Annotated in this window: 18 protein-coding genes; 12 read left to right on the top strand and 6 right to left on the bottom strand. The window is 60.9% G+C overall.

What is annotated here, in order from left to right:
* Positions 1–80: 80 nt before the first annotated feature.
* From tssK to K359_RS0115740, 4 genes are read right to left on the bottom strand one after another with little or no spacing between them, the layout of a single operon-like run.
* Positions 81–1,418 carry a type VI secretion system baseplate subunit TssK gene (gene tssK / locus K359_RS0115755; RefSeq protein ID WP_029080206.1) on the bottom strand — a complete coding sequence of 446 codons (1,338 nt, stop codon included), beginning with the start codon at positions 1,416–1,418 and terminating at the stop codon, positions 81–83.
* 48 nt (positions 1,419–1,466) lie between these two features.
* Positions 1,467–2,843, bottom strand: coding sequence for a type VI secretion system-associated FHA domain protein TagH (gene tagH, locus K359_RS0115750; protein WP_029080205.1), 1,377 nt, complete (start codon positions 2,841–2,843; stop codon positions 1,467–1,469).
* A 12-nt stretch (positions 2,844–2,855) separates the two neighbouring features.
* Positions 2,856–3,419, bottom strand: coding sequence for a hypothetical protein (locus K359_RS0115745; protein ID WP_029080204.1), 564 nt, complete (start codon positions 3,417–3,419; stop codon positions 2,856–2,858).
* A 5-nt stretch (positions 3,420–3,424) separates the two neighbouring features.
* Positions 3,425–5,293 (bottom strand): type VI secretion system Vgr family protein, encoded by a 1,869-nt coding sequence (locus K359_RS0115740; protein ID WP_029080203.1) that lies wholly within the window; start codon positions 5,291–5,293, stop codon positions 3,425–3,427.
* A 353-nt stretch (positions 5,294–5,646) separates the two neighbouring features.
* Here K359_RS0115740 and K359_RS0115735 point away from each other — a divergent pair, with 353 nt between their 5' ends.
* The 9 genes from K359_RS0115735 to K359_RS0115695 all read left to right on the top strand — a co-directional run bounded on the left by K359_RS0115735 (position 5,647) and on the right by K359_RS0115695 (position 17,610).
* Positions 5,647–6,960: an ImpA family type VI secretion system protein gene (locus tag K359_RS0115735; protein ID WP_029080202.1), complete on the top strand. Its 1,314-nt coding sequence runs from the start codon at positions 5,647–5,649 to the stop codon at positions 6,958–6,960.
* A 121-nt stretch (positions 6,961–7,081) separates the two neighbouring features.
* Complete coding sequence (gene tssB, locus K359_RS0115730; RefSeq protein ID WP_029080201.1) at positions 7,082–7,609, top strand: type VI secretion system contractile sheath small subunit; 528 nt, start codon at positions 7,082–7,084, stop codon at positions 7,607–7,609.
* 17 nt (positions 7,610–7,626) lie between these two features.
* Positions 7,627–9,129, top strand: coding sequence for a type VI secretion system contractile sheath large subunit (gene tssC / locus K359_RS0115725; RefSeq protein ID WP_029080200.1), 1,503 nt, complete (start codon positions 7,627–7,629; stop codon positions 9,127–9,129).
* Between the two features lie 53 nt (positions 9,130–9,182).
* Positions 9,183–9,668, top strand: coding sequence for a type VI secretion system tube protein Hcp (locus K359_RS0115720; RefSeq protein ID WP_029080199.1), 486 nt, complete (start codon positions 9,183–9,185; stop codon positions 9,666–9,668).
* Positions 9,669–9,736: 68 nt separating this feature from the next.
* Positions 9,737–10,285: a type VI secretion system baseplate subunit TssE gene (gene tssE / locus K359_RS0115715; protein WP_029080198.1), complete on the top strand. Its 549-nt coding sequence runs from the start codon at positions 9,737–9,739 to the stop codon at positions 10,283–10,285.
* 1 nt (position 10,286) lies between these two features.
* A complete protein-coding gene (gene tssF, locus K359_RS0115710; RefSeq protein WP_029080197.1) occupies positions 10,287–12,254 on the top strand; it encodes a type VI secretion system baseplate subunit TssF in 1,968 nt (655 codons plus the stop codon).
* A complete protein-coding gene (gene tssG, locus K359_RS0115705) occupies positions 12,218–13,282 on the top strand; it encodes a type VI secretion system baseplate subunit TssG (protein ID WP_029080196.1) in 1,065 nt (354 codons plus the stop codon). The genes tssF and tssG overlap by 37 nt, the downstream gene beginning before the upstream one ends.
* 99 nt (positions 13,283–13,381) lie before the next feature.
* Positions 13,382–16,018, top strand: a complete 2,637-nt coding sequence (gene tssH / locus K359_RS0115700; protein WP_029080195.1) for a type VI secretion system ATPase TssH — start codon at positions 13,382–13,384, stop codon at positions 16,016–16,018.
* Positions 16,019–16,023: 5 nt separating this feature from the next.
* Positions 16,024–17,610 carry a methyltransferase regulatory domain-containing protein gene (locus K359_RS0115695; protein WP_035976660.1) on the top strand — a complete coding sequence of 529 codons (1,587 nt, stop codon included), beginning with the start codon at positions 16,024–16,026 and terminating at the stop codon, positions 17,608–17,610.
* Positions 17,611–17,694: 84 nt separating this feature from the next.
* Here K359_RS0115695 and K359_RS0115690 read toward each other — a convergent pair whose 3' ends face one another.
* On the bottom strand, positions 17,695–18,324 hold the full coding sequence (locus K359_RS0115690) for a hypothetical protein (protein WP_029080193.1): 630 nt from the start codon (positions 18,322–18,324) through the stop codon (positions 17,695–17,697).
* Positions 18,325–18,453: 129 nt separating this feature from the next.
* On the opposite strand from K359_RS0115690, the gene K359_RS0115685 reads away from it, so the two are divergent.
* Both K359_RS0115685 and K359_RS0115680 read left to right on the top strand, forming a co-directional pair.
* On the top strand, positions 18,454–19,332 hold the full coding sequence (locus tag K359_RS0115685; RefSeq protein ID WP_029080192.1) for a hypothetical protein: 879 nt from the start codon (positions 18,454–18,456) through the stop codon (positions 19,330–19,332).
* Positions 19,333–19,373: 41 nt separating this feature from the next.
* On the top strand, positions 19,374–20,756 hold the full coding sequence (locus K359_RS0115680) for a hypothetical protein (RefSeq protein WP_029080191.1): 1,383 nt from the start codon (positions 19,374–19,376) through the stop codon (positions 20,754–20,756).
* Between the two features lie 93 nt (positions 20,757–20,849).
* Here K359_RS0115680 and K359_RS0115675 read toward each other — a convergent pair whose 3' ends face one another.
* A complete protein-coding gene (locus K359_RS0115675; protein ID WP_029080190.1) occupies positions 20,850–21,632 on the bottom strand; it encodes an isoprenylcysteine carboxylmethyltransferase family protein in 783 nt (260 codons plus the stop codon).
* A 195-nt stretch (positions 21,633–21,827) separates the two neighbouring features.
* On the opposite strand from K359_RS0115675, the gene K359_RS0115670 reads away from it, so the two are divergent.
* Complete coding sequence (locus K359_RS0115670; RefSeq protein WP_029080189.1) at positions 21,828–23,606, top strand: caspase family protein; 1,779 nt, start codon at positions 21,828–21,830, stop codon at positions 23,604–23,606.
* The last annotated feature ends 59 nt before the right edge of the window (positions 23,607–23,665 follow it).

Here is a 23,665-nt window from a genome sequence, read left to right as displayed (position 1 = left end):
CGGCATCTTCCCGCCGGGGTTCGGACGGATGATGGTCCGCTCACCCCGACCGAAAGGATTAACCGGCTTGTCCCTGTCGGTCATGGCCGCTCTTCCAGGATGGCCCAAAGGTACAACTCAAGCTCCGGCCAGTCGCCGGAAAAATGCATCCCGATCGAGGCCGCAGTGCTGAACTCGGGCCACAGCGGCGACTTGCGATCGAGGTAGAAATAAACGTGGTCTGTGATGGCTCGGATGTGCGGTGGCGGCGTCGGCAGATGCACCAAGGTCAAACCCGGCAGGTTTGCGTGCACGATCTCGGTCATTTTGGTATTGGGCCCGACCTTGAACAGGTGCGGGAATTCGTTCTGAATCTCCACCAGTGGCCGCCGCGCGGCGACCTCCAGCACGAGGGTCGCATTTCGGAACAACGCGCGATCGCGGATCGGCGATACGAATGCGTTCTGGGCGCGTTCGATGATCTCCAGACGGATCGCCCGCCTGCCCAGCCGCGCGCTCAGGAAATCCTGGATGTCGCGCACCAGCGGCGTGAAGACGTATTCGAGGTTGTCGTGATCATATGCCGGGTAGTCCCGCGCGCGTCGTTCGGTCGTCGCGAAGGTCGCAAGCTCACCAGCAAACCTCAGTAGCTCTTCGTACAGCCGCTCGGGATGTACGCTGCCGGACCGCTTGAAATGAGTCAGTACGGGAATGGTCCGGTTCAGAACCTGCAGCACCAGGTAATCGACGCTCTGCAAACCGCCGCCGGACGAAGGATCGACCGCGTAGCGTGCAAGCTCGTCGAGTTTGGTCTCAACCCAGCCAATGATGCGATTGAGCCAGCCATCGACGACCGGATGTGCGGCGCAGACCAGCATCGGCGGCACAAACTTGTCGTCGAACAGGATATTCTTGTCGCGTACCTCGAGGATGCGGGCGATCCCGAGACCCATGTATCCCGGCTTGCTGGTCTTGCGTAGCTCGAACGACAGCCGCGGATAAACAATGTCGATCTCTTCCTCGATGCGCAGCGCCGAGGTCGAATCGATAAACGTTTCGGAAGTCCGAACGTAACGACTGGCGCTGTCGGTGCGATCCTCATCCACCTCCCGCGTATTGGGCGCCGCGACCGGCATCATCAGCCAGACGATCTGGCCTGCGGCCGAATCCGGCACTTCGATGGCTTCCGGGATCGGACTGTCAGCAGGGATATCGAACGGCGTTCCATCAGGCATGACGCCGGTCGCACTGCGCACGGCGAATTTGCTCTGTTGAGTAAGGTCGTTGTCGATCTCGAGCTGGGCAAAGCCCCACGGGTACGGTGTTGTGTAACGAACGCGCTTTTCCAGCAGATGCTCGAGATAGCGATCGTTCTGCTGCAGATGATGCGGCCGCAGAAACAGACCTTCCGACCAGAAAACTTTGCTGTACCAGGACATTCCTGCATCCACTTGGCAATGATCGGCGACGGCATCGTCACCGACAGTTCACTTTGACCCCGACTTGTCTGCGCGGTCGTAATATTCAGAGAAATGCAGCATGAAGGTATCGATCGGCGCGCTTTCGTCGCGACCGAGATGCGCCTTCCAGCGCGTCAGGAATTCATCCCACAACTTACTCTTATTCGAGCCGAAAAAGGATCTTGCGCCGCGCTGAAGCTCGAGCTCGCGCACCATTAGCGTCGGATCGATACTGGCGATCAGCCCGCTGACGGCATGCTGCATTGCCGCATAGGTCTTCAATTGATGGGATTTGAGATCCTTGAAGCCCTGCGCGAAGGCATGCGGCGCATCGAGGTAACTGCGCGTCGGCGGCCCGAACAGGATACGCATCGCGTCTTCCGCTGTCGGCGAGAACTTCAACGGATTGTTCTCGATGGCCTGGATGGTGGTTTGACTGGTGCTGCGCGTCAGCTGCTTGGCCTGGGTCCGCGCCTGCAGCAGAGCCATCAAGTTTTCCACGGTCATGCGCAGGATGATGCCCAGCTGCTCCGCGAGTTCGGCCTCGGTCTTGTCGGCAAAGAAATTGTCCGGCAGTCCCGCAGCACGTGCCACCAGGCGCGCAAACTCGGGATTGCCGATCGACGCGGCCGTGGCCGGTGCCGGCTCGACCATCTGCGGCCGCGGCGCTCCCGCATGCCCTGCCGGTGGCGGCGCCGGCGGTGGCGAGGCAGCCGCTTCATCATCGGCCCAGACCGATGGTCGGCGCGGCGTCGGCATCGCGTGCAGCACGTCGACCGGCGGTTTGGGCATGGCGGCGGGACCGGCTGCCCAGCTCATGTCGTCGCGCAGGGGCGACTCCCGTGGAAGCATCTGCGGCGAATGCCGGACGGGGTCGACGCCCGCCGGCGGAACGCTCGCCGCCCAGTCCAGGAATTCCGCATTGACCGGCCGCGCTGCTTCGCGCGGCTTTCTCAACTGCTGGGGGTCGATTGGCGGCGGCACGTCGCGACCGGGAGCCCACAGTTCCTGGTAATCGGCGTGCTGCTGCGCGGGCGGAGCTTGCTGCTGCGCGCCATGGCTCGGAGTGCCCTCGGCACGCTCGTCCAGGTCCAGCGAAACGCCAATGACATAGTGGCCGATGACGAGCCGATCGCCATTGCGCAGCCGATGCGCTCCCCGTATGCGCTGGTCGGCCCCATTGAGAAACGTGCCGTTGGTCGAGACGTCGTGCAACCAATAGCCGCCGTCGCGAAAATGGACCTCGCAATGCTTCCCCGAAATCATCCGAGACGGATCGGGCAATGTCCAATCGAGATGACGATCGCGGCCTATATCGACCGAGCGCCTTCCGGTGACCGTAAATGACACAGGTCCGCCATCGGGGAGGTTGGGCTCGTTCTCGATGTTGAAGCGAAGCACCATCACATCGTCTCGTCAGCGCAGAGGGCGCGGTTCGCCGCGTGCCAACTGAATACCATCCTCCAGGCAGGCCGTCATTATCCGGTCCCTGGACTCGCGGGTGAGCCGGCAAAGTCCGATCAAAAGAGCTGCGCGAACCGCCCGCGCCGTCTGATCTGGCTTGGCTTCGACCGGGGCAAATTCCGCTGGGACCACGCTTCCGCCAGACCAGCCCGCCGCCAGCGCCAGCCAAGTCGCCGGCTGCTCGGGATCGTTGGCATTGCCGACCGCCAACGCCTTGTTACGCGATTGCTCGTCTGGCTGGCGGACCCAGGTCTCCGCAAAGCCGAGCGACCTGCCTTCGTTGCCGTCGAAATGGTCGAACATCTGGCGCAACGAGCGACATCCCCAAGCGACGGCCACGCGCCTGGGGAGCAGATACGCGCAGAAGGATACAGCCTGGTGCCAGTTGCCTGCATCAGCGGCCTCCTGCAGGAAATCCAGCGACAACTTGTCCGCGGAGGCTTTGCCGACGTCGTAGCGCGCCAGCGGATAGGCTTCGAACAGATCGCGGACTGTGCTGAACCGAACCTGACCCATGGCCGTCAGCCGACAATGGTTGGTGTGCCGTGGGCAACCAACGGGCCGCCGGCCGCGAGTGCCATGGCGGCCTGCGCGGTCATGGTGATGGTCGGGGCGTTGATGACGATTCCGGCGGGAGTCAGGATGATCTGGCTGGGACCAACCTGGAGGGTGATGTTGACATTGGCCATGAGCGTGATGCTCAGCCCTGCATTGACGGACTGATCCATCGCCAGCTTGATGTGCTGACCACCCAATTCGATATCAAGCTTGTCATTGCCGTTCTTGAGTGTGGTCTTGCGGGTATCGCCGCCGAACGCGGCTTCACCGATGGTCCTGGTCTCGGTGTCGCGGACCGTTACGTCGTGGTCCTTTTCGGCGTGCAGGGTGATCTTCTCGGACCCTTTCTTGTCCTCGAAGTTCCATTCGTTATAACCGCCTCCTCCCTTGGTCGAGTCGGACTTCAATCCCGCAATCGTCTTCTTGGACGGCAGATCGTAGGGCAGCTTGTATTCATCGTTATACACCGTGCCGATCACCAACGGCCGGTCGGGGTCTCCTTCCAGGAATTCCACGACGACTTCCTGCCCGACGCGCGGGATGATCTGACCGCCCCAGCGCTTGCCGGACCAGACTTGGGCCACGCGCAACCGGCACGACCGCTTCTTCTTTCGATCCCAGAAAAAGCGAACATAGATTTCGCCCAGCGACTCGACGTCGATTTCCTCGCTCGAATTGTCGTCCTTGGTGACGACCTTGGCCGTCTGGATACCATTGATCCTCGGCTTCGGCGTCATCATGGGGGATCGAAACGGCCGATCGCTTGGCAGAAATTCGAAGCTGCCGAAGTAGACGTGCTGTCCGCCGTCGCCGGGACCGCCAGTGCGATAGGACTCGATGGAAAACGAGTGAGCTGCTCGTACGACGAGATATTCAACGTTCTGCGAGTCTTTCGAGTGCTTCTCGAGCTTGGTTAGTCCGCCGGGGAACAGGCTGACGGCGTCGCCGTTGCCGCGGCGGCGCCGATCCATCGCCTGCTCGGCCTGGAGTTGAATCTTGGCGTATCGCTCGCCGTCGGATTTCTCCTTGAACTTGCCGGGATAGTCGTAGACCTCCATCTCGGATCGTGTGTAGTGCTCGGAGCCCTTGGCGTCGCTGATCATCTGCGCGTTGGGTTTCTGGTAGTTGTAGTCGTTAAGCTCGAACTTGCCGGTGCGAAACCGGCGCTCGGAAACCCACTCATAAATATGCTGCTCCTCGCGACGGTCGGATCCGGTCAGCGGGATATAGGGTATCTTTGCGAGACCGTTGATTGGGCTGTGCGAGGACTTGGAGTCAGCCAGCACCAGCGTGTGCTTGCCACCCTCATGCTTGAAGAAGTAGTAGATGCCGTGCTGTTCCATCAGCCGGCACACGAAATCCAGATCGGTCTCGCGATACTGAACGCAATACTCGAGCTTCGGACATGAGCCCTCTTCGGTAAGCTTGGACTCATAATCCGTGAAGCCGCGCTCGTTGAAGACGTCCTTGATGATGTCGGGCGCCTTCTTGTCCTGAAAAATCCTGCAATCGGTGGTGCGCGACAGCAGCCATAACCAGGGCCTCAGCACGATCCGGTAGCTGAAATAGTCGTTCTTGACCCCGAGCCATTGCGCTTCCGTGAGGATGCCGCTGAACTCGCGCTCCTTCCCGTGCAATTTGATGGTGAGCGTGCACTGCTGGCCGATTGCGCGATCGAAGTCGAGATCGGCGTCCTCGCTGAGGCACTCGATACGATATTCGAACAGTTCACTCAGACCTTCAGAGGCCTCGAACCTGACAAAAACCAGAACGTCCTTGCCAAGGGGGGTCTTGAGCTCGCAAAGGCGGGTATCCTGGGTAAGCTGGCCCATGTGGGCGTTAAACTCCTTCGTTGACCGCACGATCCGCGCAACCGGCGCATCAGGTCGTCAAGCACGAAACAACCGAATCCGAGCCAGCCATCGGTGGGATGACCGACAAGTCCGCCCGGTGTCGCCCTCTCCTGACGCGCCAAAGGACGCGCCCGATGGAACCATCCCGGCACTCTTGTAGTCGGCTCCAAGAGCTTGTTGGTTCACGCGAAACGGTCGTGGCCGCCGGGAATGAACCGAGGTCATCGTTGATCTGACCTAACAGACAATAGGATCATGATCCCCGCCTGATCCGCCACATGTGACGGACTTGGCAAAAGGGGGCCAGGGCCCCGCAGACGGACCATCTTTGCATGCTCGATGTCACATCCCTGACCCAGCCCATAGCCCCGGACGATCCCTGCGGGCCTGACCTCGATGCGACCGGGGATGTCCAGTACCTGAACTTCTTCGCAGGTGCGGAATCGCTGCTGCCGATGTCGTATTTCGAGGTCGTCAACGCCAACGGAGAGCGCGGACGCTTCGACCCGAAGGCCATCGATATTGCCGGCCAGTTCGCCGCCGCGCAGCCCCTCCTGGCACGCACCCGCGATCTGCGGCTGACCATGCTGCTCGCCAAATTCTCCATCCTGAACCGCGATCTCGACGGCTTTCTCAGCTGCCTGAAGGCGACCACCTTGCTGCTCCGCGAACAATGGGAAGCGGTTCACCCGAGGGGCGAGGACGGCGACTATGCCTTTCGCGCCGTCACCGTCGAGGCGATCGACGTGTTTCCGACGGTGATCAACCCGCTCCAATTCCTCCCCCTGATCGAAAATCGCAGGCATGGCAGCCTCAACTACCGTGCCTATCAGATTGCCAAGGGCGAAATTCCCGCCGCTGACGCTGACGTCGACGCGCCTGACCTCGGAACCATCGAGCGCATCATCGGCGAGACCGACCTCGACACCCTCAAATCGTTGAGCGCCCGCTGTTCCGCGGTCGCGGCCGAGATTGCCGGCATCAAATCGGCTTGGCACGAAAAGTTGAACTCGGGGCAACCCGTCAGTCTCGACAGGCTTGCGGGTGTCGCGAATGGCATGGCCAACTGGCTCGCGGGCCTGGTCACAGCACGCGATCCAACCGCAGTTGCTCCATCTCCGGACGAAACTGCTCAAGACAACCAGCAGCTTCCCATTGAAATGGCCGGCGCAGTGACCTCACCGGGCCGGGCATCCGCGGCGCTGGCGGCAGCCGCCGACTATTTCGCTCGGAAGGAACCGTCGAGCCCGGCGCTCTTGCTGGTGCGGCAGGCGCAGGACATGGTTGGCAAATCGTTTATCGAAGTGATGCGGATGCTGATGCCCGCTCACGTCGAGAGCGCTGCCATCAATATCGGACGTGACAAGGTTTTCGACCTGCCGATCGAGCGCATGGCGGAATTCGCCACATCGCTCCCAGCTGCGGAAGAAAATGACCCTCAAGATACTGTTTTTGCGGCAGAAAACAGAGCGCAGGCGTTGGATTTGCTGACCAAGGTTGCGTCTTTCTTCCGCGCCGCGGAGCCGTCCAGCCCGATCCCGTTTCTGGTCGATCGCGCGCGCGAACTCGCACAACGAGATTTCCTCAGCCTGCTGAGTGACGTCCTGCCCGAGGGCGCTCTGAAGGCGATCGATAAATCGAATTGAACCCGCCTTCCGTTCGACGGGACTAAGAGAAGGAAGCTCCGCTGACGAAAGACCGAGGCACTTCCCGAGCCTGCGTCGCGCAAGTCGGCTTCCGCACAGATTTTGTGAAGAGGGCAACCCAATGGCAACCGACAGCGGACAAAAGTTCATTCGCCGAAACCGCGCACCGCGCGTGCACATCACTTACGAAGATCCCTACGACGCCGAGCGGCTGATCGAGCTGCCGTTTGTCATGGGCGTCCTGTCCGATCTTTCCGGCAACAACCCCGGCGTCGAGAAGGCGAAGGTCGAGGAGCGCAAGTTCCTCGAGTTCGACATGGACAATTTCGATAACCGCATGGCGGCGATCCAGCCCGGCGTGACGGCACGTGTCGCCAATCGTCTTAGCGACGGGTCTGACGAAAAGATCTCCGTCAACCTGAGCTTCAACAAGATGTCCGACTTCACGCCGGTGGCGGTCGCCCGCCAGGTACCGGCTACGGCCAAGCTGCTCGAGGCGCGCGAACAACTCGCCAACCTGCTCCGCTACATGGATGGCAAGGTGGGCGCCGAGGATCAGCTGAAGAAACTCCTCGCCGATCCTCAACTGATGGCCGCACTGCGCGAGCGCGCGACCAGCCAGTCAACCGAAGCCGACACCAACAGCTAACGGAAGGGATGGGGACCATGGCAAAAGAAGCAACTCACAAAGAGACCACCACCCAGGTCAAGACCGTCGAAGCTGACGAGTTTGCTGCCCTGCTGAAGCAAAGCTTCAAGCCGCGCACCGAACGTGCGGCGACCGAAGTCGAGAACGCGGTGTCCACGCTCGTTCAAGAGGCGCTGAAGGACACCAGCGTCATCAAGTCGGACGTGCTCGACACCATCGAGGAGATGATCGCGCGGATCGATCAGAAGCTGACCGCGCAGATGAACGAGATCCTGCACGCACCCGAATTCCAGGCGATCGAGAGTGCCTGGCGCGGTCTCCACTACCTCGTCTTCAATTCCGAGACCGACGCCAACCTCAAGATCCGGGTGATGAACGTCTCCAAGACCGAGCTGTATCGGAACCTGCGGCTTTATCCCGATGCGCGCTGGGACCAGAGCCCGCTGTTCAAGCAGATCTATGAATACGAGTTCGGACAGTTGGGTGGCGAGCCATTCGGCTGCCTGATCGGCGACTACTATTTCAGCCACCTCCCCACCGACGTGCAGTTGATGCGCGATCTCAGCAAGATCGCCGGCGCAGCACACGCTCCGTTCTTCGCAGGCGCCGAGCCGACCCTGATGGGAATGGATTCATGGACTGAGCTGTCGAACCCTCGCGACATCGGCAAGGTTTTCGACACGCCGGAGTATGCGGCCTGGAAGGGACTGCGCGACCAGGACGACTCGCGCTATCTCGGCTTGTGCATGCCCCGAGTGCTGGGCCGCCTCCCTTACGGCGCGAAATCGGAGCCGGTGGAAGAATTCGCCTTCGAAGAGGAGACCGACGGGCATACCGGGGACAAATACGGCTGGATCAATGCGTCCTACGCGATGGCTGTCAACATCAATCGCGCTTTCAAGGAGTTCGGTTGGTGCACGCGCATTCGCGGCGTCCAGTCCGGCGGCGAGGTGATCAATCTGCCCACACACACCTTCCCGACTGACGACGGCGGGGTGGACCTGAAATGCCCGACCGAGATTGCCATCAGTGACCGTCGTGAACACGAACTTGCAAAATCGGGGCTGATTCCGCTGATCCATCGCAAGAACACCGACAAGGCAGCGTTCATCGGTGCCCAGTCGCTCTACAAGCCGAAGAAATACTTCGGCGAGAAGGGTGTGGACGCAACCGCATCCGACAACCTGTCGTCACGTCTACCTTACATGTTCGCCGTGTCCCGCTTTGCGCACTACCTGAAATGCATGGTTCGCGACAAGATCGGATCCATGAAGGAGAAGGATGAGCTGACGGTGTGGCTGCAGACCTGGATCAACGAGTACGTTGATGCCAACCCAGCCCTGTCGTCAGAGGCGCAGAAAGCGCGCAAGCCGCTGGCCGCTGCGAAAGTCGAGGTCATAGCAAACGAGGAGAACCCGGGATACTACAACGCACGCTTCTTCCTCCGTCCACATTTTCAATTGGAAGCGATGGACGTCGGTCTCAGCCTTGTTTCGCGCCTGCCAGGCCCGAGCTCCTGACGCCGCGTTATCGCAACCGTCACTCTTCCAAGGCTTTTTGAAAGGACTATTCTATGGCTGTCGACATCTTTCTGAAACTCGATCCGATCAAGGGCGAGTCGCTCGACGACAAACACAAGGACGAGATCGACATCTTGAGTTGGTCGTTTGGCGAGAGCCAAAGCGGCACCTTCCACAGCGGCTCGGGCGGCGGCGCCGGCAAGGTCAACATGCAGGATCTCCACTTCACGCACTTCGTTGACAAAGCGACGCCCGAACTCTTCAAGGTCTGCGCCAACGGCAAGCACATCGATACCGCGATCCTCACTGTCCGAAAGGCCGGTGAAAATCCGCTGGAATATCTCAAGATCGAGATGAAGCACGTCCTGGTCGCCAGCGTATCGACCGGCGGATCGCATGGCGAAGATCGTCTCACCGAAAACGTGAGCTTGAACTTCGCGAAGGTGAAGATGATCTACAAGACCCAGACGGAAAAGGGCGGCGCCGGCGCATCGCCGACCTTCGGCTGGGACGTTCCGGCCAACAAGGAATGGGCCTGATCGCAAGCTTCCTGCTCGGCGCCGGCTGCCAATAGTGGCAATCGGCGCCGGCGGTATGGGGACCGTCGATGACCGTTACGCCAAAGAAGGACCGGCTTTCTCCTCCGTTGATGCTGGCCTTTCGCGCGGCCCACGAGGCTCGTGATTCGCGCAAGAAGATCGAGCTGCGCGATCAGTTCGGCGAGCGCGTCATAGCGGGGCGGCGCAGTGTCGGCCGTTTCCCGATCTCCGAAACGTTGCTGAGGCGAGAGGTCTCGCATGATCTCGAAACTCTTCTCAATACAATTGCTCTCGAATCGACCCTGGACTTGACAGGCCGCGACTGTGTCCGGACCTCGATCCTGAACTACGGCTTTCCCGATATCGCAAACCGGTCGATCGACGATGTGACGGACGAAGAGCTCAGCGATGCCCTGCGCACGTCGCTCACGACCTATGAACCCAGGCTCGACCGCAAATCCATCCGGGTCCGGCGCGATACCTCGGTCGGCCCCGAGCAGCTCAAGCTTCGCTTCATCGTGCACACCGACCTGAAGTGCGAGCCGCTCAACGTGCCCGTGGAATTCGTCGCCGACGTCGATCTCGACAGCGGCGATATACAGATCAATCGAATGTAGCATGAATCGCGAGTTCCTCGACTTCTACAACCGTGAACTGTCGCTGCTGTACGAGCATGCGGAAGACTTTGCCGAGGAATATCCTGGCATCGCGGAGCGCCTCGGCGGCCTGATCCGCGATCGCTCAGATCCAATGATTTCGGGCCTGCTCGAAGGCGCCGCGTTCCTTGCTGCTCGCGTTCAGCTCAAGCTCAAGCACGAATTTCCGGAGTTCACGGCAAACCTGCTCGAACAGCTGGTTCCGAACTATCTCGCGCCAACTCCGTCCGCCATGCTGGTCAAGGCACAGCCGACCTATGCCGATCCGGCATTGCGCGACGGCAGGAAAATCGCGCGGGGCGCCTACTTCGATGCGAGCTACCGCGAAAGGGAACGGAGCCTTGCCTGCCGTTTCCGGCTCTGCCGCGATATCGTGCTTTGGCCGTTTGACGTCACTGGCGCCGAATATTTTGCGACCGCGGGCGCATTGCAGGCCCTCGGGATTCCAGTTGGCGGAGAGGTCATCGCTGGGCTCCGGCTCTCCTTGACCCACCGTACCGCCGCACGGCTCGACGAAGAGCCGGCGGACGCGGAAGCTCGCAGCAAACCAGAGACCTGGTTCGCCGGCTGCCGCGCCAGCGAGCTGCCCATCTATCTGACCGGCGCCGAGTCAGACGCTATCGCACTTTACGAACAATTGACCTCGAACTGCGTCGGCCTCTATTTTCGTTATCTCGACGATTTCGGCGATCCGGTCGTCATCCGGGCTCCGAACGACTGTGTGCAGCAAGTCGGCTTCAGCGAGAACGAATCCCTGTTTCCGAACGACAACCGGGTCTTTCGCGGCTCGGAGTTGTTGCGGGAGTATTTCGTATTTCCGCGCAAGTTCCTTGGTGTCAATCTGACGGGACTTCGCGCCGTGATGCCGCGGTTGCGCAGCAAGTCAATCGATATCGTCTTCGCGTTCGATGAGCACAACTCACGGCTTGCCGCCTCTGTCCGGGCGGAGACTTTCAGTCTCTACACCGCCCCGGCAATCAACCTGTTCGAGAAAACCAGCGATCGCATCCCGGTCAAATCGAATACCCACGAATACCACGTGGTGCCCGACCGAAGCCGCTATCTCGAATACGAGCCGCACCAGGTGCTGGAGGTTTACGCGCACTTTCCGGCAGAAAAGGACAAGCGGCACGTGCGTCCGCTGTACTCCGCCGCCGTCGATCGGACAGCCGGATCGGTCGAGGGACTTTATTTTACCGTTCGTCGGCTACCGCGGCGCCGCACCGTCGAAGAGAAGACCTATGGCGCGTCCTCCGACTACACCGGGACGGACATGTTCCTTTCGCTGCTCGAGCCCGGCGACCTGAGCGGCGACGGATCCGCCGCCGAGCTGAGCGTCCGGGCGTTGTGCTCCAACCGGCATCTCACGGAACATCTGCCGGTCGGCCAGGGCGGAGCCGACTTTCGCCTGTTGGATGACACCTCGCTCGAGCTGATGTGCATAGCCGGTCCCACCCGGCCACGCGAACCGGTGGTGGCGCAGTTGCGCAGTCGCAGTGAAATCGCCAATAGCGGCGTTGTCAGTTGGCGCCTGATCAACATGCTGAGTCTGAACTATCTCGGCCTCGTGGAACGCAGCGGCGGCAAGAACGCCGGAGCACTGCGGGAGATGCTGTCATTGTTCGCCGACCAGTTCGACGACGCTACGGAACGCAAGATTCGCGGCGTGCGCAGCGTCGAGAGCAGGCCCGTGGTGCGGCGGGTGCGTGAGCGTACCGGCAGTGGCGCAGCGCGCGGCCTGGAGATCACCGTCACGCTCGACGAGAAGGCATTCGAAGGCAGTGGCGTGTTCCTGCTCGGGGCTGTGCTGGAACGCTTCTTCGCCGAATATTCGGGCTTCAACACCTTCACCCAAACCGTCATCTCGACTTCGGAACGCGGCGAGATCATGCGCTGGCCGGCCCGCATGGGCACCCGGAGGCCGCTGTGACGCTGATCGACCAGATGAAGGCCGAGCCCTGGCGGTTCGATTTCTTCCAGACGCTCCGCCAGCTCGAGCGATCCAATCCGGATCGGCCGCGGATCGGTGACAGTGCCGCGCGTCGCGAGGAATTTGTTGACCTCGGTCAAACCCCCTATCTGGAATTTCCCGCTTCCAATCTGAGCTCGGTCGACGACCGCGATGGCAGGCTCAGGATCCTGGTCAAATTCCTCGGTCTGCTCGGACCGCAAGGCGCACTGCCGCTGGCCACCACCGATGAGAGCCTCGGCTGGCAGTTGATGCGAGACGACGCTTTTCCGCGCTTTCTCGACCTTCTCAATGGACGCTTTCTGCAATTGTTCTTTCGTGCCTGGGCGGACGCACGGCCGATCGCGCAGCATGACAGGCCATCGGATGACCGCTTCATCGCCTATGTCGGCTCCTTTGCCGGCCTCGGCTCCGATATCTTTGCCAATCGAGACACGGTACCGGACATGGCGAAGCTCAGCTTCGCTGGACTGGTCTCACCCAGGGCGAAATCCGCGTCACGACTGGCCCGGCTGCTGCAGGGGCTGTTCGATGTCAGGGTCGAGATCGACGAATTTGTTGGCACCTGGCTCCCATTCGATCCGAGCCATTGCAGCCGCCTCGGCGCGGCGCACGCCAAGCTCGGCCACGACGCGCTTCTGGGCTCGCGGGTGTTCAGTGTCGAAGACAAGATCAGGGTTCGCGTTTTCGTGAAGGATTTTGCTCAATACGAGCAGTTCCTGCCCACCGAAGTGCCTAACCTGTCCGAGCCGCTGGCTGACGCGGTCTACTTCTATATCGGCGACGAACTCGAGTGGGAGGTGGAACTCGCCATTCCGGCGGGAGCGGTCGTCCCGATGAAGCTGGGACAGAGCGGACGCCTCGGGTGGACCAGCTGGGTTTCACCCAACTGGGCCTCGACCGAGGAATATCGCCGCGATGCTCGCTTTCACCTTGCCGAGCGTCTGAGAGCCCGGCGAAGCGCCGCGACAGACGCCCCGCCGATTTGAACCAATGCACCGGTCCGATTGTCCTAACATCATGGAATGCGCGCTAATTTCCACGATGAGCCGGGACATCGCCGGGGGAATTGAGCAGGAGGCCCCACCGTGACCGACATCAGCCTTGAGGCCGTGACTGGAAAACTGAACCGCGCTGGCTACGATGCCTTCATACAAGCCCTGCGCCACGCAAAAAGCGCGAGCAACCGCAACATCGAGCTCGCACACTGGCTGTTTCACATCCTGCAGCAGGAAAGGACGGACCTCAGCCTCGCGGTGGATCACTACAAGCTCGACCGCGCGCGGCTTCTGTCGGACCTCGCAGGCGTCATCAACGGCTTCCGCAAGAACGAAACCGACATGCCCGGGGTCGCCAATTCGGTCATCGATATTCTCGACCGGGGCTGGCACTACGCCACGCTGTTCTTTGGCGAGACCCAGATCCGCACAGGCCATCTCCTGGTCGCCGGACTGAAATCGAATGAGATCCGTCGTGCGCTCAACAACATCTCGCAGGAATTCGCCAAGATAAACGTAGACGCATTGGCTGCGGAGCACCGCGCTGTCTGGGCAGGCTCCGAGGAAGAGACCATGCGTCCGATGGACGGCTCCGGATTGGCCGGTGCCGGCACTGACGGCGCGGACCGGGCAAGTCCCAAAGGAACAACACCACTCGACCGGTTCTCCCAGGATCTCACCGCCAAGGCCAAGTCGGGCCAGATGGACCCGATCCTCGGTCGAGACGACGAGATCCGCCAATTGATCGACGTGTTGATGCGCCGGCGGCAAAACAATCCAATTCTCACCGGCGAAGCCGGCGTCGGCAAGACCGCCGTGGTCGAGGGTTTTGCGCAGCGCATTGCCGCTGGCGAAGTGCCGCCGCCACTGCGCAACGTCAGGCTCTGCGCGCTCGACATCGGCCTGATGCAGGCCGGCGCCTCGATGAAGGGCGAGTTCGAGCAGCGCCTGCGCTCGGTGATCGACGAGGTACAGAATTCCCCTACCCCCATCATCCTGTTCATCGACGAAGCCCACACGCTGATCGGCGCTGGTGGCGCGGCCGGCACCGGTGACGCGGCCAATCTCCTTAAGCCTCCCCTCGCCCGCGGCACGCTGCGTACGATCGCCGCCACCACCTGGGCAGAGTATCGCCAGTACATCGAGAAGGACCCCGCACTCACACGGCGCTTCCAGCCGATCCAGGTCGATGAGCCGGATGTCGCGACCTGCTGCATCATGCTGCGCGGCCTCCTCGGCCCGATGGAGAAGCATCATGGCGTTCGCATTTCGGACGCCGCGATCGTGACCGCGGTCAACCTGTCGCATCGCTACATTCCATCCCGACAGCTGCCGGACAAGGCGGTCAGCCTGCTGGACACAGCCTCGGCACGGGTAGCCATCAGCCAGAGCGCAACGCCGGCCCTGATCGAGGACGCTCGCGTCGCAATAGCGGCGCGCGAGGCCGAACGATCGGCGCTGGTCAGCGACGACGATCTCGGGGACGAGAACAGCGAGCGCATTACGGCAATCGACGGCGACATAGCGGCGCTGAAGGACAAGCTGACCGGCCTGGAGGCCGATTGGGCCAAGGAACAGGAGCTCGTCAAGGACATCCGCAGCATCCGCGAAATCCTCTCCGGGAGCGGAGACGAAGATCGGGCCACGAAACGCGTGGAGTTACGCGGCAAGTTTGAGACCCTGGAGGGCATCAATCCGGAAAAGCGGATGATCTATGCCCATGTGGACCAGCAGTCGGTGGCCTCTGTCGTGTCTGACTGGACTGGTATCCCGACCGGCAGAATGATGCGCGACGAAATCGAGACCGTCCTGAAGCTGCCCGAAATCCTCAATCGCCGCGTGGTCGGCCAGTCCCATGGACTGACGATGATTGCCAAGAGAATCGAGACCAGCCGCGCCAAGTTGGACAACCCGTCCAAGCCGATTGGCGTTTTCATGCTGGCTGGACCGTCTGGGGTGGGCAAGACGGAAACTGCCCTTGCGCTTGCCGAAACCCTTTATGGCGGCGAGCAGAACATGATCACGATCAACATGTCGGAGTTCCAGGAAGCGCACACGGTCTCGACCTTGAAGGGAGCACCTCCGGGTTATGTCGGCTATGGTGAAGGCGGTCGGCTCACCGAAGCGGTCCGGCGCAAGCCCTACAGCGTTATCCTGCTCGACGAGGTGGAGAAGGCCCATCCCGACGTCCACGAGATTTTCTTCCAGGTGTTCGATAAGGGGGTCATGGAAGACGGTAACGGTCGGCGGATCGACTTCAAGAACACGTTGATCATTCTGACCACAAACGTCGGCACTGATCTCATCATGGGTCTGGCGCGCGATCCAAAGTATCGCAACGAGCCGGAAGAACTCGCCAGGCTGCTGCGGCCCGAATTACTGAAGGTGTTCCCTGCCGCGTTGCTTGGGCGCATTGTTTCGATCCCCTACTTTCCGCTTTCCGACGAGATGCTTGCCGGCATCGTCAGATTGCAGCTCGACCGGATCGGACAGCGCCTCCGCGATAATCACAAGGCTGCCTTCGGCTACGACGATGCAGTCGTCGAGCACATCGTATCCCGCTGCAACGATCCGGACTCCGGCGGGCGGATGATCGATAACATCATCACCAACACGCTGCTGCCCGAACTGTCGCGTGAGTTCCTCAGCAAGTCTCTCGCCAAGGAGGAAGTCAAGCAGACGCGGGTCTCGATCGTGAACGACAAGTTTGCATATTCGTGGAACTGACTGCGATGAACATCCAGACCGAGCACCGCCCGCCGACCACCGGTACGACGCCATACGATGAGGTGTATTATCCCGGGCATGTCTACGGACACACTCATCCGAACCATCTGGCGGCAATCGCAACGGTCTATGGCATGCAGCCGGCTCCAGTCGAGCGCTGCCGGGTTCTCGAACTCGGCTGCGGCGTTGGCGGCAACCTGTTGCCGATGGCCTTTCAATATCCGGACAGCGAGTTCATCGGTATCGACCTGAGCGGCGCCACCATCGAGCGCGGCCAACGAAATATCGCCGCATTAGGCTTGAGCAACATCAAGCTTCTGCATTGCGACATCATGGATGTCGACGCCGACTTCGGACAGTTCGACTACATCATCGCGCATGGCGTGTATTCATGGGTACCCCCGAACGTGCGCGAGAAGATGATGGCCATCTTCAAGCAGAACTTGGCACTCCAGGGGCTCTGCTACGTCAGCTATAACGCGCACCCGTTCTCGCATCTCCGCGACATGGTCCGCGACATGATGCGCTACCACACAAGGCACATCACCGGCATGAAGGAAAAAGTGGGACAAGCTCGCGCCATCGTGAAATTTCTCAGCGAAGGATCGAAGCCCAACTCGGTGCACGGTGCAGTCATGCGCGACCAGTGCAACCGCGTCCTCAAGGCTCCGGACGAACTGCTTTTTCACGACGATCTCGATCAGGGCGCGACGGCCTTCCTGTTGCACGAAGTCGTCGAAGACGCTGGACGGCACGGGCTGCAATATCTGAGCGACTCCGATTTCTCGCGACGCTATCTGGCCGGTTACAGCGAAGAGGTCCGCGCCACGCTGCAACGCTTTCCCGAAAGCGAATTCATGGCGCGCGATCAGTATCAGGACTTCATCGACGGCAACGGGTTTCGGCGTACGTTGCTCTGCCACGAGGGCATCTCCCTTGCCCGCAAGGTCGATCTCGACTTCATCACCCGGTTCTATCTGCTGAGTTCCACCAGCCCACGTCGCCCCGACGTCTGCCTGACCGACGAGTCCGAGATGGAATTTGAGACTCAGGACGGCAGCCGAATCACGGTGACCAAGCCGCTCCTGAAGGCTGCGCATCTTTGTCTCGGCCGGGCTTGGCCGCGCGCACTCTCATTCACTGAACTGCTCGATGGCGCCCGGACGCTGCTCGAGGGCCGGCAAACAGGCGATGACCAACTCATATTGACGGAAGCGCTATACATCCTGGCATGCAGCGGAGAGGTGTCCTTTCTGAAATCTCCACCCTTTCTCGTGAAGGAAGCCACAGAACGCCCGCAGGCGAGCCTGCTCGCCCGCAGACAAGCGCAGACCGGCCCGCTGGTCACCAATCTGCTCCACCAGACCGTACAGTTGGAGGACGACAAGACGCGCCAGTTCCTGCAGTTGCTCGACGGCTCTCGGACGATCGGGCAAATTGCGGCCGAAATGACTGAACTCTTCGGACCAACCATCCAGGTCAAACAACTGGATGACGCCGGGCAGCCCGCCGAGCCGTTGCTGCTCTCGACCCGAGACAGCGTTGACCGTTCACTGGCGACAGTCGGAAAGCTGGGTTTGCTGGTGGCCTGACGCTTTCACCGCGTCGACCTCGGTAAGGAACTGGCGGCAGCGGGCCGGCCCGCCAGTTTGTGGAGCGGACGCAGCCCCGTCCCCTCAGCCATCGTGGGTGTATTGTTGGCCGAGGAGCCATCCGGTGAGAATGCCGCCGGGTCCGCTGGCATAGACCGAATTAAAGCCCACACCGGCGCGCAGCATCCGCCATTCATGTTCGCCGACCCAGGGAATGCCGGGATCACCCTTCTGATATTGCGACAGCAGCGTTCGGGCGACCTCTGCGGCATTGGCGTAGATCGGGCCATTCGCCCAGCGGGGTCGCGGTAGGCCTGTCATGCGGCAATAAAGCGCAGTGCAGACATAGGCGGACGCCTCCTCCGCATTGGCGTCAAGGCCGGTGCGCAGCAGATCGTAAGCCGCATGCAAGGCCTCATGGACGATATAGGCTTCGTCCATCCGCCCCGTCGCCGACACGACCTCCAGCGTATTCGCCGCGACGACGGTACCATCCGCTCGTGTTCGCGCGACATCGTTATATTGTGCCGCAACACCTGCCGCGAGGTCCGTCGGAACTCCGACGCTGACCTGTCCCAACCGGATCGCGCGTGCGACATGATGGAACGTTTGCGGTGCAATCGTCACGTGGCTGCCACGGATCGGAAACCGGAAGCGCATGCGCGCGACCGCCGGGCCGTTGAGCACGTCTAGCACCCTGCTCCGAAGTGACATCAGATCGTCCTTGCTCTTTACATTGCTCCACGAATGGTGGTCGGCCTTTCCGGTTGGGAGGTTCAGTTGAACCCGGCTCCGTCCGGACCAGACCAATCAAAGACTGGCTTTGACTCGAAGGGCGGCCCCGTGACGACCACCGATCCGACCACGACCGACACGTACCGGAAGATCGCCGCGCGGCTAACCATGCTTCGGCCACAGATCGATCTGTCGAAATATTTCGCGGGGCCGAATCCCAATGTCCGCCTCTATGACGAAAAGGCCTATATCCGACGTCAATTGGAGAAGTATGGCGTGGCGGCCGCGACGAGCACGCTCGACGGCGTGACGTTCCTGCCGAAGGATTGGGAAGACCTGATCAAGGTGTTGCGGATTGCCAAGACGTCGGACGGATTCGACGCCTTCGCCGAAGGGAAAAGCCCGGAGAAACCGTCGCATTGGGCCCTCGATCTGTCGATGGCAGCGACAATCGGCACCGGATTTCGGGAGATCTGGCGCCCAAAGCTATCCGACCGGCCGCTCTCGACGCGAGACCTTCCGGGCCGGCACGGCTTCGGGCTTGGGCGCGGCCGAGGGCAATGGAGCGACGACTATAGTGCGCAGTTCGGCAAGGACCCGCAGCCGCAAGACATCACGTCGCTGCATTTCGCAGTAGCACCCGACCGGGTCAACGTTCACATCGACGAGACGGGCTTCGTGTTCGAGGGCGCAGACGGCGCCCTCACGGTCGGACCGAATTTCGGGCACCACGCCGTCAATGAACTGTTCTGGAAGAGCAACCCTCACCTGCCGCGTTGGGCGATCGATCACATCGACCTGATCCTGCCGAACAGCGCCAACGATTTTTCGCGATTTGGCGTTTCGCTCGACATATTTCAACGAAAGAACTTTCGCGTTACGGTCACCGGGTCCTGCGGAATTTTCGGCGGATTCGAATGCTCGGGAACGTTGAGCGTCAGTGGGACGCACGATCTGCTGGGCTCCAAGCCGAGAGGCGAGCGCTGACGTTCCGCCACTGATGACGACCACATTGCTGGTGATCAGTCATGCCGCAATTGAAAGACAAAGTCGGTCGGTTTGCCGCGACGGGTCGCAGCTGCCAGAACTGGAAGCAAGACCAGGAGCTGGTCATTTCGCTGCTCAACAAGATCGCCATTTCCGACGGAGGCGCCGAGACCACGCTCAAACCGCAAATTGTCGTGACCGGTCACGCCAGCGACAGCCTCTACAGCTCGATTCTGTATTTCCAGCAGAAAAACTTCCCGGGCACGCCCGACGGCTATATTCGGCCTGGCGGGCCAACGTTCAGCCGGCTCGTTGACCTCGCGACAAAGGCGGCCGCCAAGCCTTCCCCTCCAAAGGGTCAATGGGATGCGATTTCTACGCCATCCGTCGATGCCGCGCTTCGCAAGGGCTTGCTCGACGATTCCAAGCTGGATTACGCGGAAGTGGTCGATATCATCAGGGCGACCGTCGCGGACGGCACGGTCACTTCATTCGAGCTGGACGACCTGACCACCATTGCGAGCACCTCCAGAACGCTCTCTCCGACTTCGAAAAAGCTCATCACGCTCTTCGTCGGCGACGAAAAGAAGAAGTGGCTTGGAGTTGGACCGTATGACCTCAATTCGGATCAAAAGAAGCTCGCCGCGGAGATGGTCTGTGATTTCCTCAAGAATACGAGGACCACATTCTTTCCGAAGCTCGACCCGCACCGCGTCGGGATCGGGATTCTCAGGCGCATTGCGAAGCCGAGCCTGATCGATCAGGATCAGGCAAGCATGTGTGGTCCATCCGCGCTGATGTTCAGCTACGCGTCCGACAAGCCGGGGCAGTATGCGCGGTTCGCCATCGACCTGTATCAGAAGGGGCAGGCGAGCCTCGGCCGCCTGCTGATCAAGCCGGGAAAGGACGTGAAGAACTACACGCCGCCCTACTCGCTGGATCACGTCGATTGGCTGACATGCGCCTCCATCCGCGACTCCGAAAATTGGTTCCTCGATTTTGACGACACCGGCAGAATAAGCGATGTCGCGGGGATCACGCTGCCGAGTGAAATGGAGCAATGGTTCCGCAAGGCGGGATACCGGGACGTGCGCGAGGAGACCAATCTGAAATTCAGCAAGGGCATCGACAGCGTCAACGAAGCCAACGCCCTGCTCGCCGGCGGATATCGCGTATGCCTTTTCATAAGCGCCAACATGATCGAGTATGACGACCAGTCGGATGAAGGCTCCGTGTTGACGAGGCACTGGGTCGTCTTGCGTGACAGGATACAAGTGTCGAACGGAAACGTGACGACGACGATCTTCACATGGGGCAAGGGAGATTACGCGATCCCGCATCCGGGCAAGGGCGGCGCTCAGAAGCCCCTCTCCATTGGGGACTTTGTTATGAATTATTACGGGTACGTCGCTGCCAAACCGTAACTGGCCCTCGCCGGTATCCGCGGTCTGCCGAGACGAGTCCCTCGGTCGTCCCGGCTTCTACAGGTGACATCGGGATCGCCGCGCAGCGCGGCGTCAGGCTTGCGGATCGACGGCCTTGGTCGACAGCTTCCGGCCCGCGTGACCAGCCAATCGCCCCATGCAAGTGGGGATCAGTCTTGCCGGGATCAGGAAGGGCGTTCTCGCAGCGTAGGCGTCATATTCGGGGAAAGCCAGCCGGAGAATCCGCTCTTCGTTGATCATGCGCCGGCATTGAATCGTCACAACCACAATCGCGATGAGCGCGGCGAGCGGTGAAAGCACCTGGAGTGTCACGCCGATCAGGGCAACCATCTCACAGAGGTAGAGGGGATGGCGGACGATTCGGTAAGGCCCGTTCGTCACAAGGCGCCTTGCCTCGGCCAGAATGCTGAAGGATTTGCCCAACCAGCGAAGGACCACAATACACAGTGAGGTCGCCACCAGGATCAGTGCCGTGGACAGGATCGACCAGATTGGACCGAGCTCCGCCTTTGGAAGGAACGCGAGCGCGATGCTTAGGAAAGTGCCCAACAAGGCTGATATCCGCGTCTCAATGCCCTTCGACTTCATGATGGGGACCAGGCGGGTCATGGTCGTCACTGCCACCAGGCTGAGAAAGAGCACGTTTGCCATGTGGGCAGCGACCATCAGCAGTTCGGGAAAGCTGTCCAACGGGAACAAGTGAGGGATACCAGCGGCTCCGACAACAGCAGACCCGCCGTAGATGATGATCACTGCGGTTCTCGCGGTCCAGTCCAGCCAGGGGTTGACGCCCAAATTGGCGTTCCCGTTGCTGGCTGTCGCGGGGGCCGTCTGGCCGAGCTTTACGTCAGTCACAGCACTGATCTCGCCCGAAAATCGCGATTACTAAAGGCCACGCTCCTGCGAAGGTCAATCGGCCTGGCCAGGGCACGCCATCTTGCCGGCCCGGTTCCACTTTCCGCATATCCCTTGCGGATCATCGACATTTGATTGAACCGTTTCGGTCGTGACGGCACATATCTAGACATTCATTTGAACAGTGGCATTGCCATGCGTGCACGCTGCTTTGTAAAACTGCGACAAATTTGCTTCTTTCTTATCGTGCTGCTGTGCTGTCAGCCGGCATCGGCTGCAAACCGTGTCGCCCTCGTTATTGGCAATTCTTCATACAAGAACGCGGCGCCCCTTTCGAACCCAGTCAATGACGCCCAGATTGTCGAGGCGACACTGAAGAATGCGGGTTTTGACGTGGTTCAAACTCGCCTGGATCTTCAGGCGGCCGAGATGCGACGTACGCTGCGCGATTTTGCCGACCAGTCTCGCGACGCGGATGTTGCTGTCGTCTACTATGCTGGTCACGGCATCGAGATCGAAGGCACCAACTATCTCATCCCGGTCGATGCCACCCTCGAGCGCGATACGGACATCTATGACGAGGCGTTTTCGCTCGATCGGGTGCTGCTGGCCGTTGAACCGGCAAGGCAACTGCGGCTTGTGATTCTCGACGCTTGCCGCAACAATCCCTTCTCCGACAAAATGAAGCGAACGGTTGGCTCGCGCGCGATCAGCCGCGGCCTTGCCCGCATTGAGCCCGCGACATCGAATACGCTCGTGGCCTTCGCCGCCAAGGCTGGCTCGACGGCGTCGGACGGCAACAGCAAGAACAGTCCGTACGCATCCGCACTGGTGAAGTATATCGGAACTCCCGGCCTGGATTTGCGCAGGGTGTTCGGTTTCGTCCGCGACGACGTAATGAAAGCAACGGGCAATCGGCAGGAGCCGTATGTGTACGGCACCCTTGGCGGCGACGATGTGCCGCTGGTGCCGGCCAAGGAAGTTGCCAAGGAAGCCACCAAGGAAATTGCCCGGGAAGCCGTCCCAGCGCCAACGCCGCGGTCCGAAATGCGGTATGACTACGAGCTCGCGCTGCAGATCGGCAACAAGGATGCACTGAACTTTTTCATCGCCCAGTACCCCGACAGCTACTACACAAATCTGGCAAAGCTTCAGCTCGCCAAGATTGATGCGGAGGAGAAGCGTGCCGCGGCGGCCGAAAAAGCCCGTCAGGCCGAGCAGGAACAGGCCCGGCTCGTCAACCAGGGCGCGCAACAGACGCAGCTCGCCAAGGCGGCCTCGGACCTGAAGGCAGCGCAGGAAGCCCGCGCCGCCGCTGAGGCAGCCAAGGAAGTCGCGCAACAACAAGCGACTCAGGCTGAACAGAAGCGTCTCGCGGCTGAGAGCGCCGCGACCCCCGCTAAGAGCACCGCGCCGGCGGCTCCTTCCGCGCCAGAACAACCGCGAGAGCCGAACGCAAATGCGGGTCCCAAGGTGGCCGCGCTGCCCAGTCCGCAGGCGACCGTGCAGCCAACAGCACCAGCCGCGGTTGCCAAATTGCTACAGACCGAATTGCGCCGGGTTGGTTGCTTCACGGGATCGCCCAGCGGGGAATGGGACACGGAATCGCGGCGCTCGCTGGAGCTGTTCAACCGGAACGCCGGCACCAAGTTCGACGCAAAAGCCGCAAACGCCGACGCGCTTGACGCGATCAAGCTCAAAACGGCGCGAGTTTGTCCGTTGATTTGCGGATCCGGCCTTAGGCGAGACGGCGATCGCTGTGTCAAGATTGCCTGTGCCGCAGGTTACTTCCTCAATGACGACGACGAATGCGAGAGGCGCAAGGCACGTCATGCCCCGTCCGCCAGGCTCGAGCGCAGGAGCGGGGATCGCGAGGCGGAGGTTCTGGCAAGACCCGCAAGGCCGAAGGCCGAGGCCAACGCAGGCAGAAGGGGCGACGGCGGAATGCCCTTCATGCCCTTCTTCTTTCCCTGATCTGTTGCCGCAATTGGTTACACGTTCATCCGGCGGTCGATAGCACCCGGTCCCGAGTG

Origin of the sequence: Bradyrhizobium sp. th-b2 (genome assembly GCF_000426785.1) — a bacterium.
GTDB lineage: Bacteria > Pseudomonadota > Alphaproteobacteria > Rhizobiales > Xanthobacteraceae > Bradyrhizobium > Bradyrhizobium septentrionale.
This window is presented reverse-complemented; position numbering and strand designations above follow the sequence as displayed.

What these genes read in the sequence shown, in the direction of transcription:
- tssK (WP_029080206.1), bottom strand. Translation starts at nt 1,418, where the DNA reads ATGTCCTGGTACAGCAAAGTTTTCTGGTCGGAAGGTCTGTTTCTGCGG.
- tagH (WP_029080205.1), bottom strand. Translation starts at nt 2,843, where the DNA reads ATGGTGCTTCGCTTCAACATCGAGAACGAGCCCAACCTCCCCGATGGC.
- K359_RS0115745 (WP_029080204.1), bottom strand. Translation starts at nt 3,419, where the DNA reads ATGGGTCAGGTTCGGTTCAGCACAGTCCGCGATCTGTTCGAAGCCTAT.
- K359_RS0115740 (WP_029080203.1), bottom strand. Translation starts at nt 5,293, where the DNA reads ATGGGCCAGCTTACCCAGGATACCCGCCTTTGCGAGCTCAAGACCCCC.
- K359_RS0115735 (WP_029080202.1), top strand. Translation starts at nt 5,647, where the DNA reads ATGCTCGATGTCACATCCCTGACCCAGCCCATAGCCCCGGACGATCCC.
- tssB (WP_029080201.1), top strand. Translation starts at nt 7,082, where the DNA reads ATGGCAACCGACAGCGGACAAAAGTTCATTCGCCGAAACCGCGCACCG.
- tssC (WP_029080200.1), top strand. Translation starts at nt 7,627, where the DNA reads ATGGCAAAAGAAGCAACTCACAAAGAGACCACCACCCAGGTCAAGACC.
- K359_RS0115720 (WP_029080199.1), top strand. Translation starts at nt 9,183, where the DNA reads ATGGCTGTCGACATCTTTCTGAAACTCGATCCGATCAAGGGCGAGTCG.
- tssE (WP_029080198.1), top strand. Translation starts at nt 9,737, where the DNA reads ATGACCGTTACGCCAAAGAAGGACCGGCTTTCTCCTCCGTTGATGCTG.
- tssF (WP_029080197.1), top strand. Translation starts at nt 10,287, where the DNA reads ATGAATCGCGAGTTCCTCGACTTCTACAACCGTGAACTGTCGCTGCTG.
- K359_RS0115695 (WP_035976660.1), top strand. Translation starts at nt 16,024, where the DNA reads ATGAACATCCAGACCGAGCACCGCCCGCCGACCACCGGTACGACGCCA.
- K359_RS0115690 (WP_029080193.1), bottom strand. Translation starts at nt 18,324, where the DNA reads ATGTCACTTCGGAGCAGGGTGCTAGACGTGCTCAACGGCCCGGCGGTC.
- K359_RS0115680 (WP_029080191.1), top strand. Translation starts at nt 19,374, where the DNA reads ATGCCGCAATTGAAAGACAAAGTCGGTCGGTTTGCCGCGACGGGTCGC.
- K359_RS0115670 (WP_029080189.1), top strand. Translation starts at nt 21,828, where the DNA reads ATGCGTGCACGCTGCTTTGTAAAACTGCGACAAATTTGCTTCTTTCTT.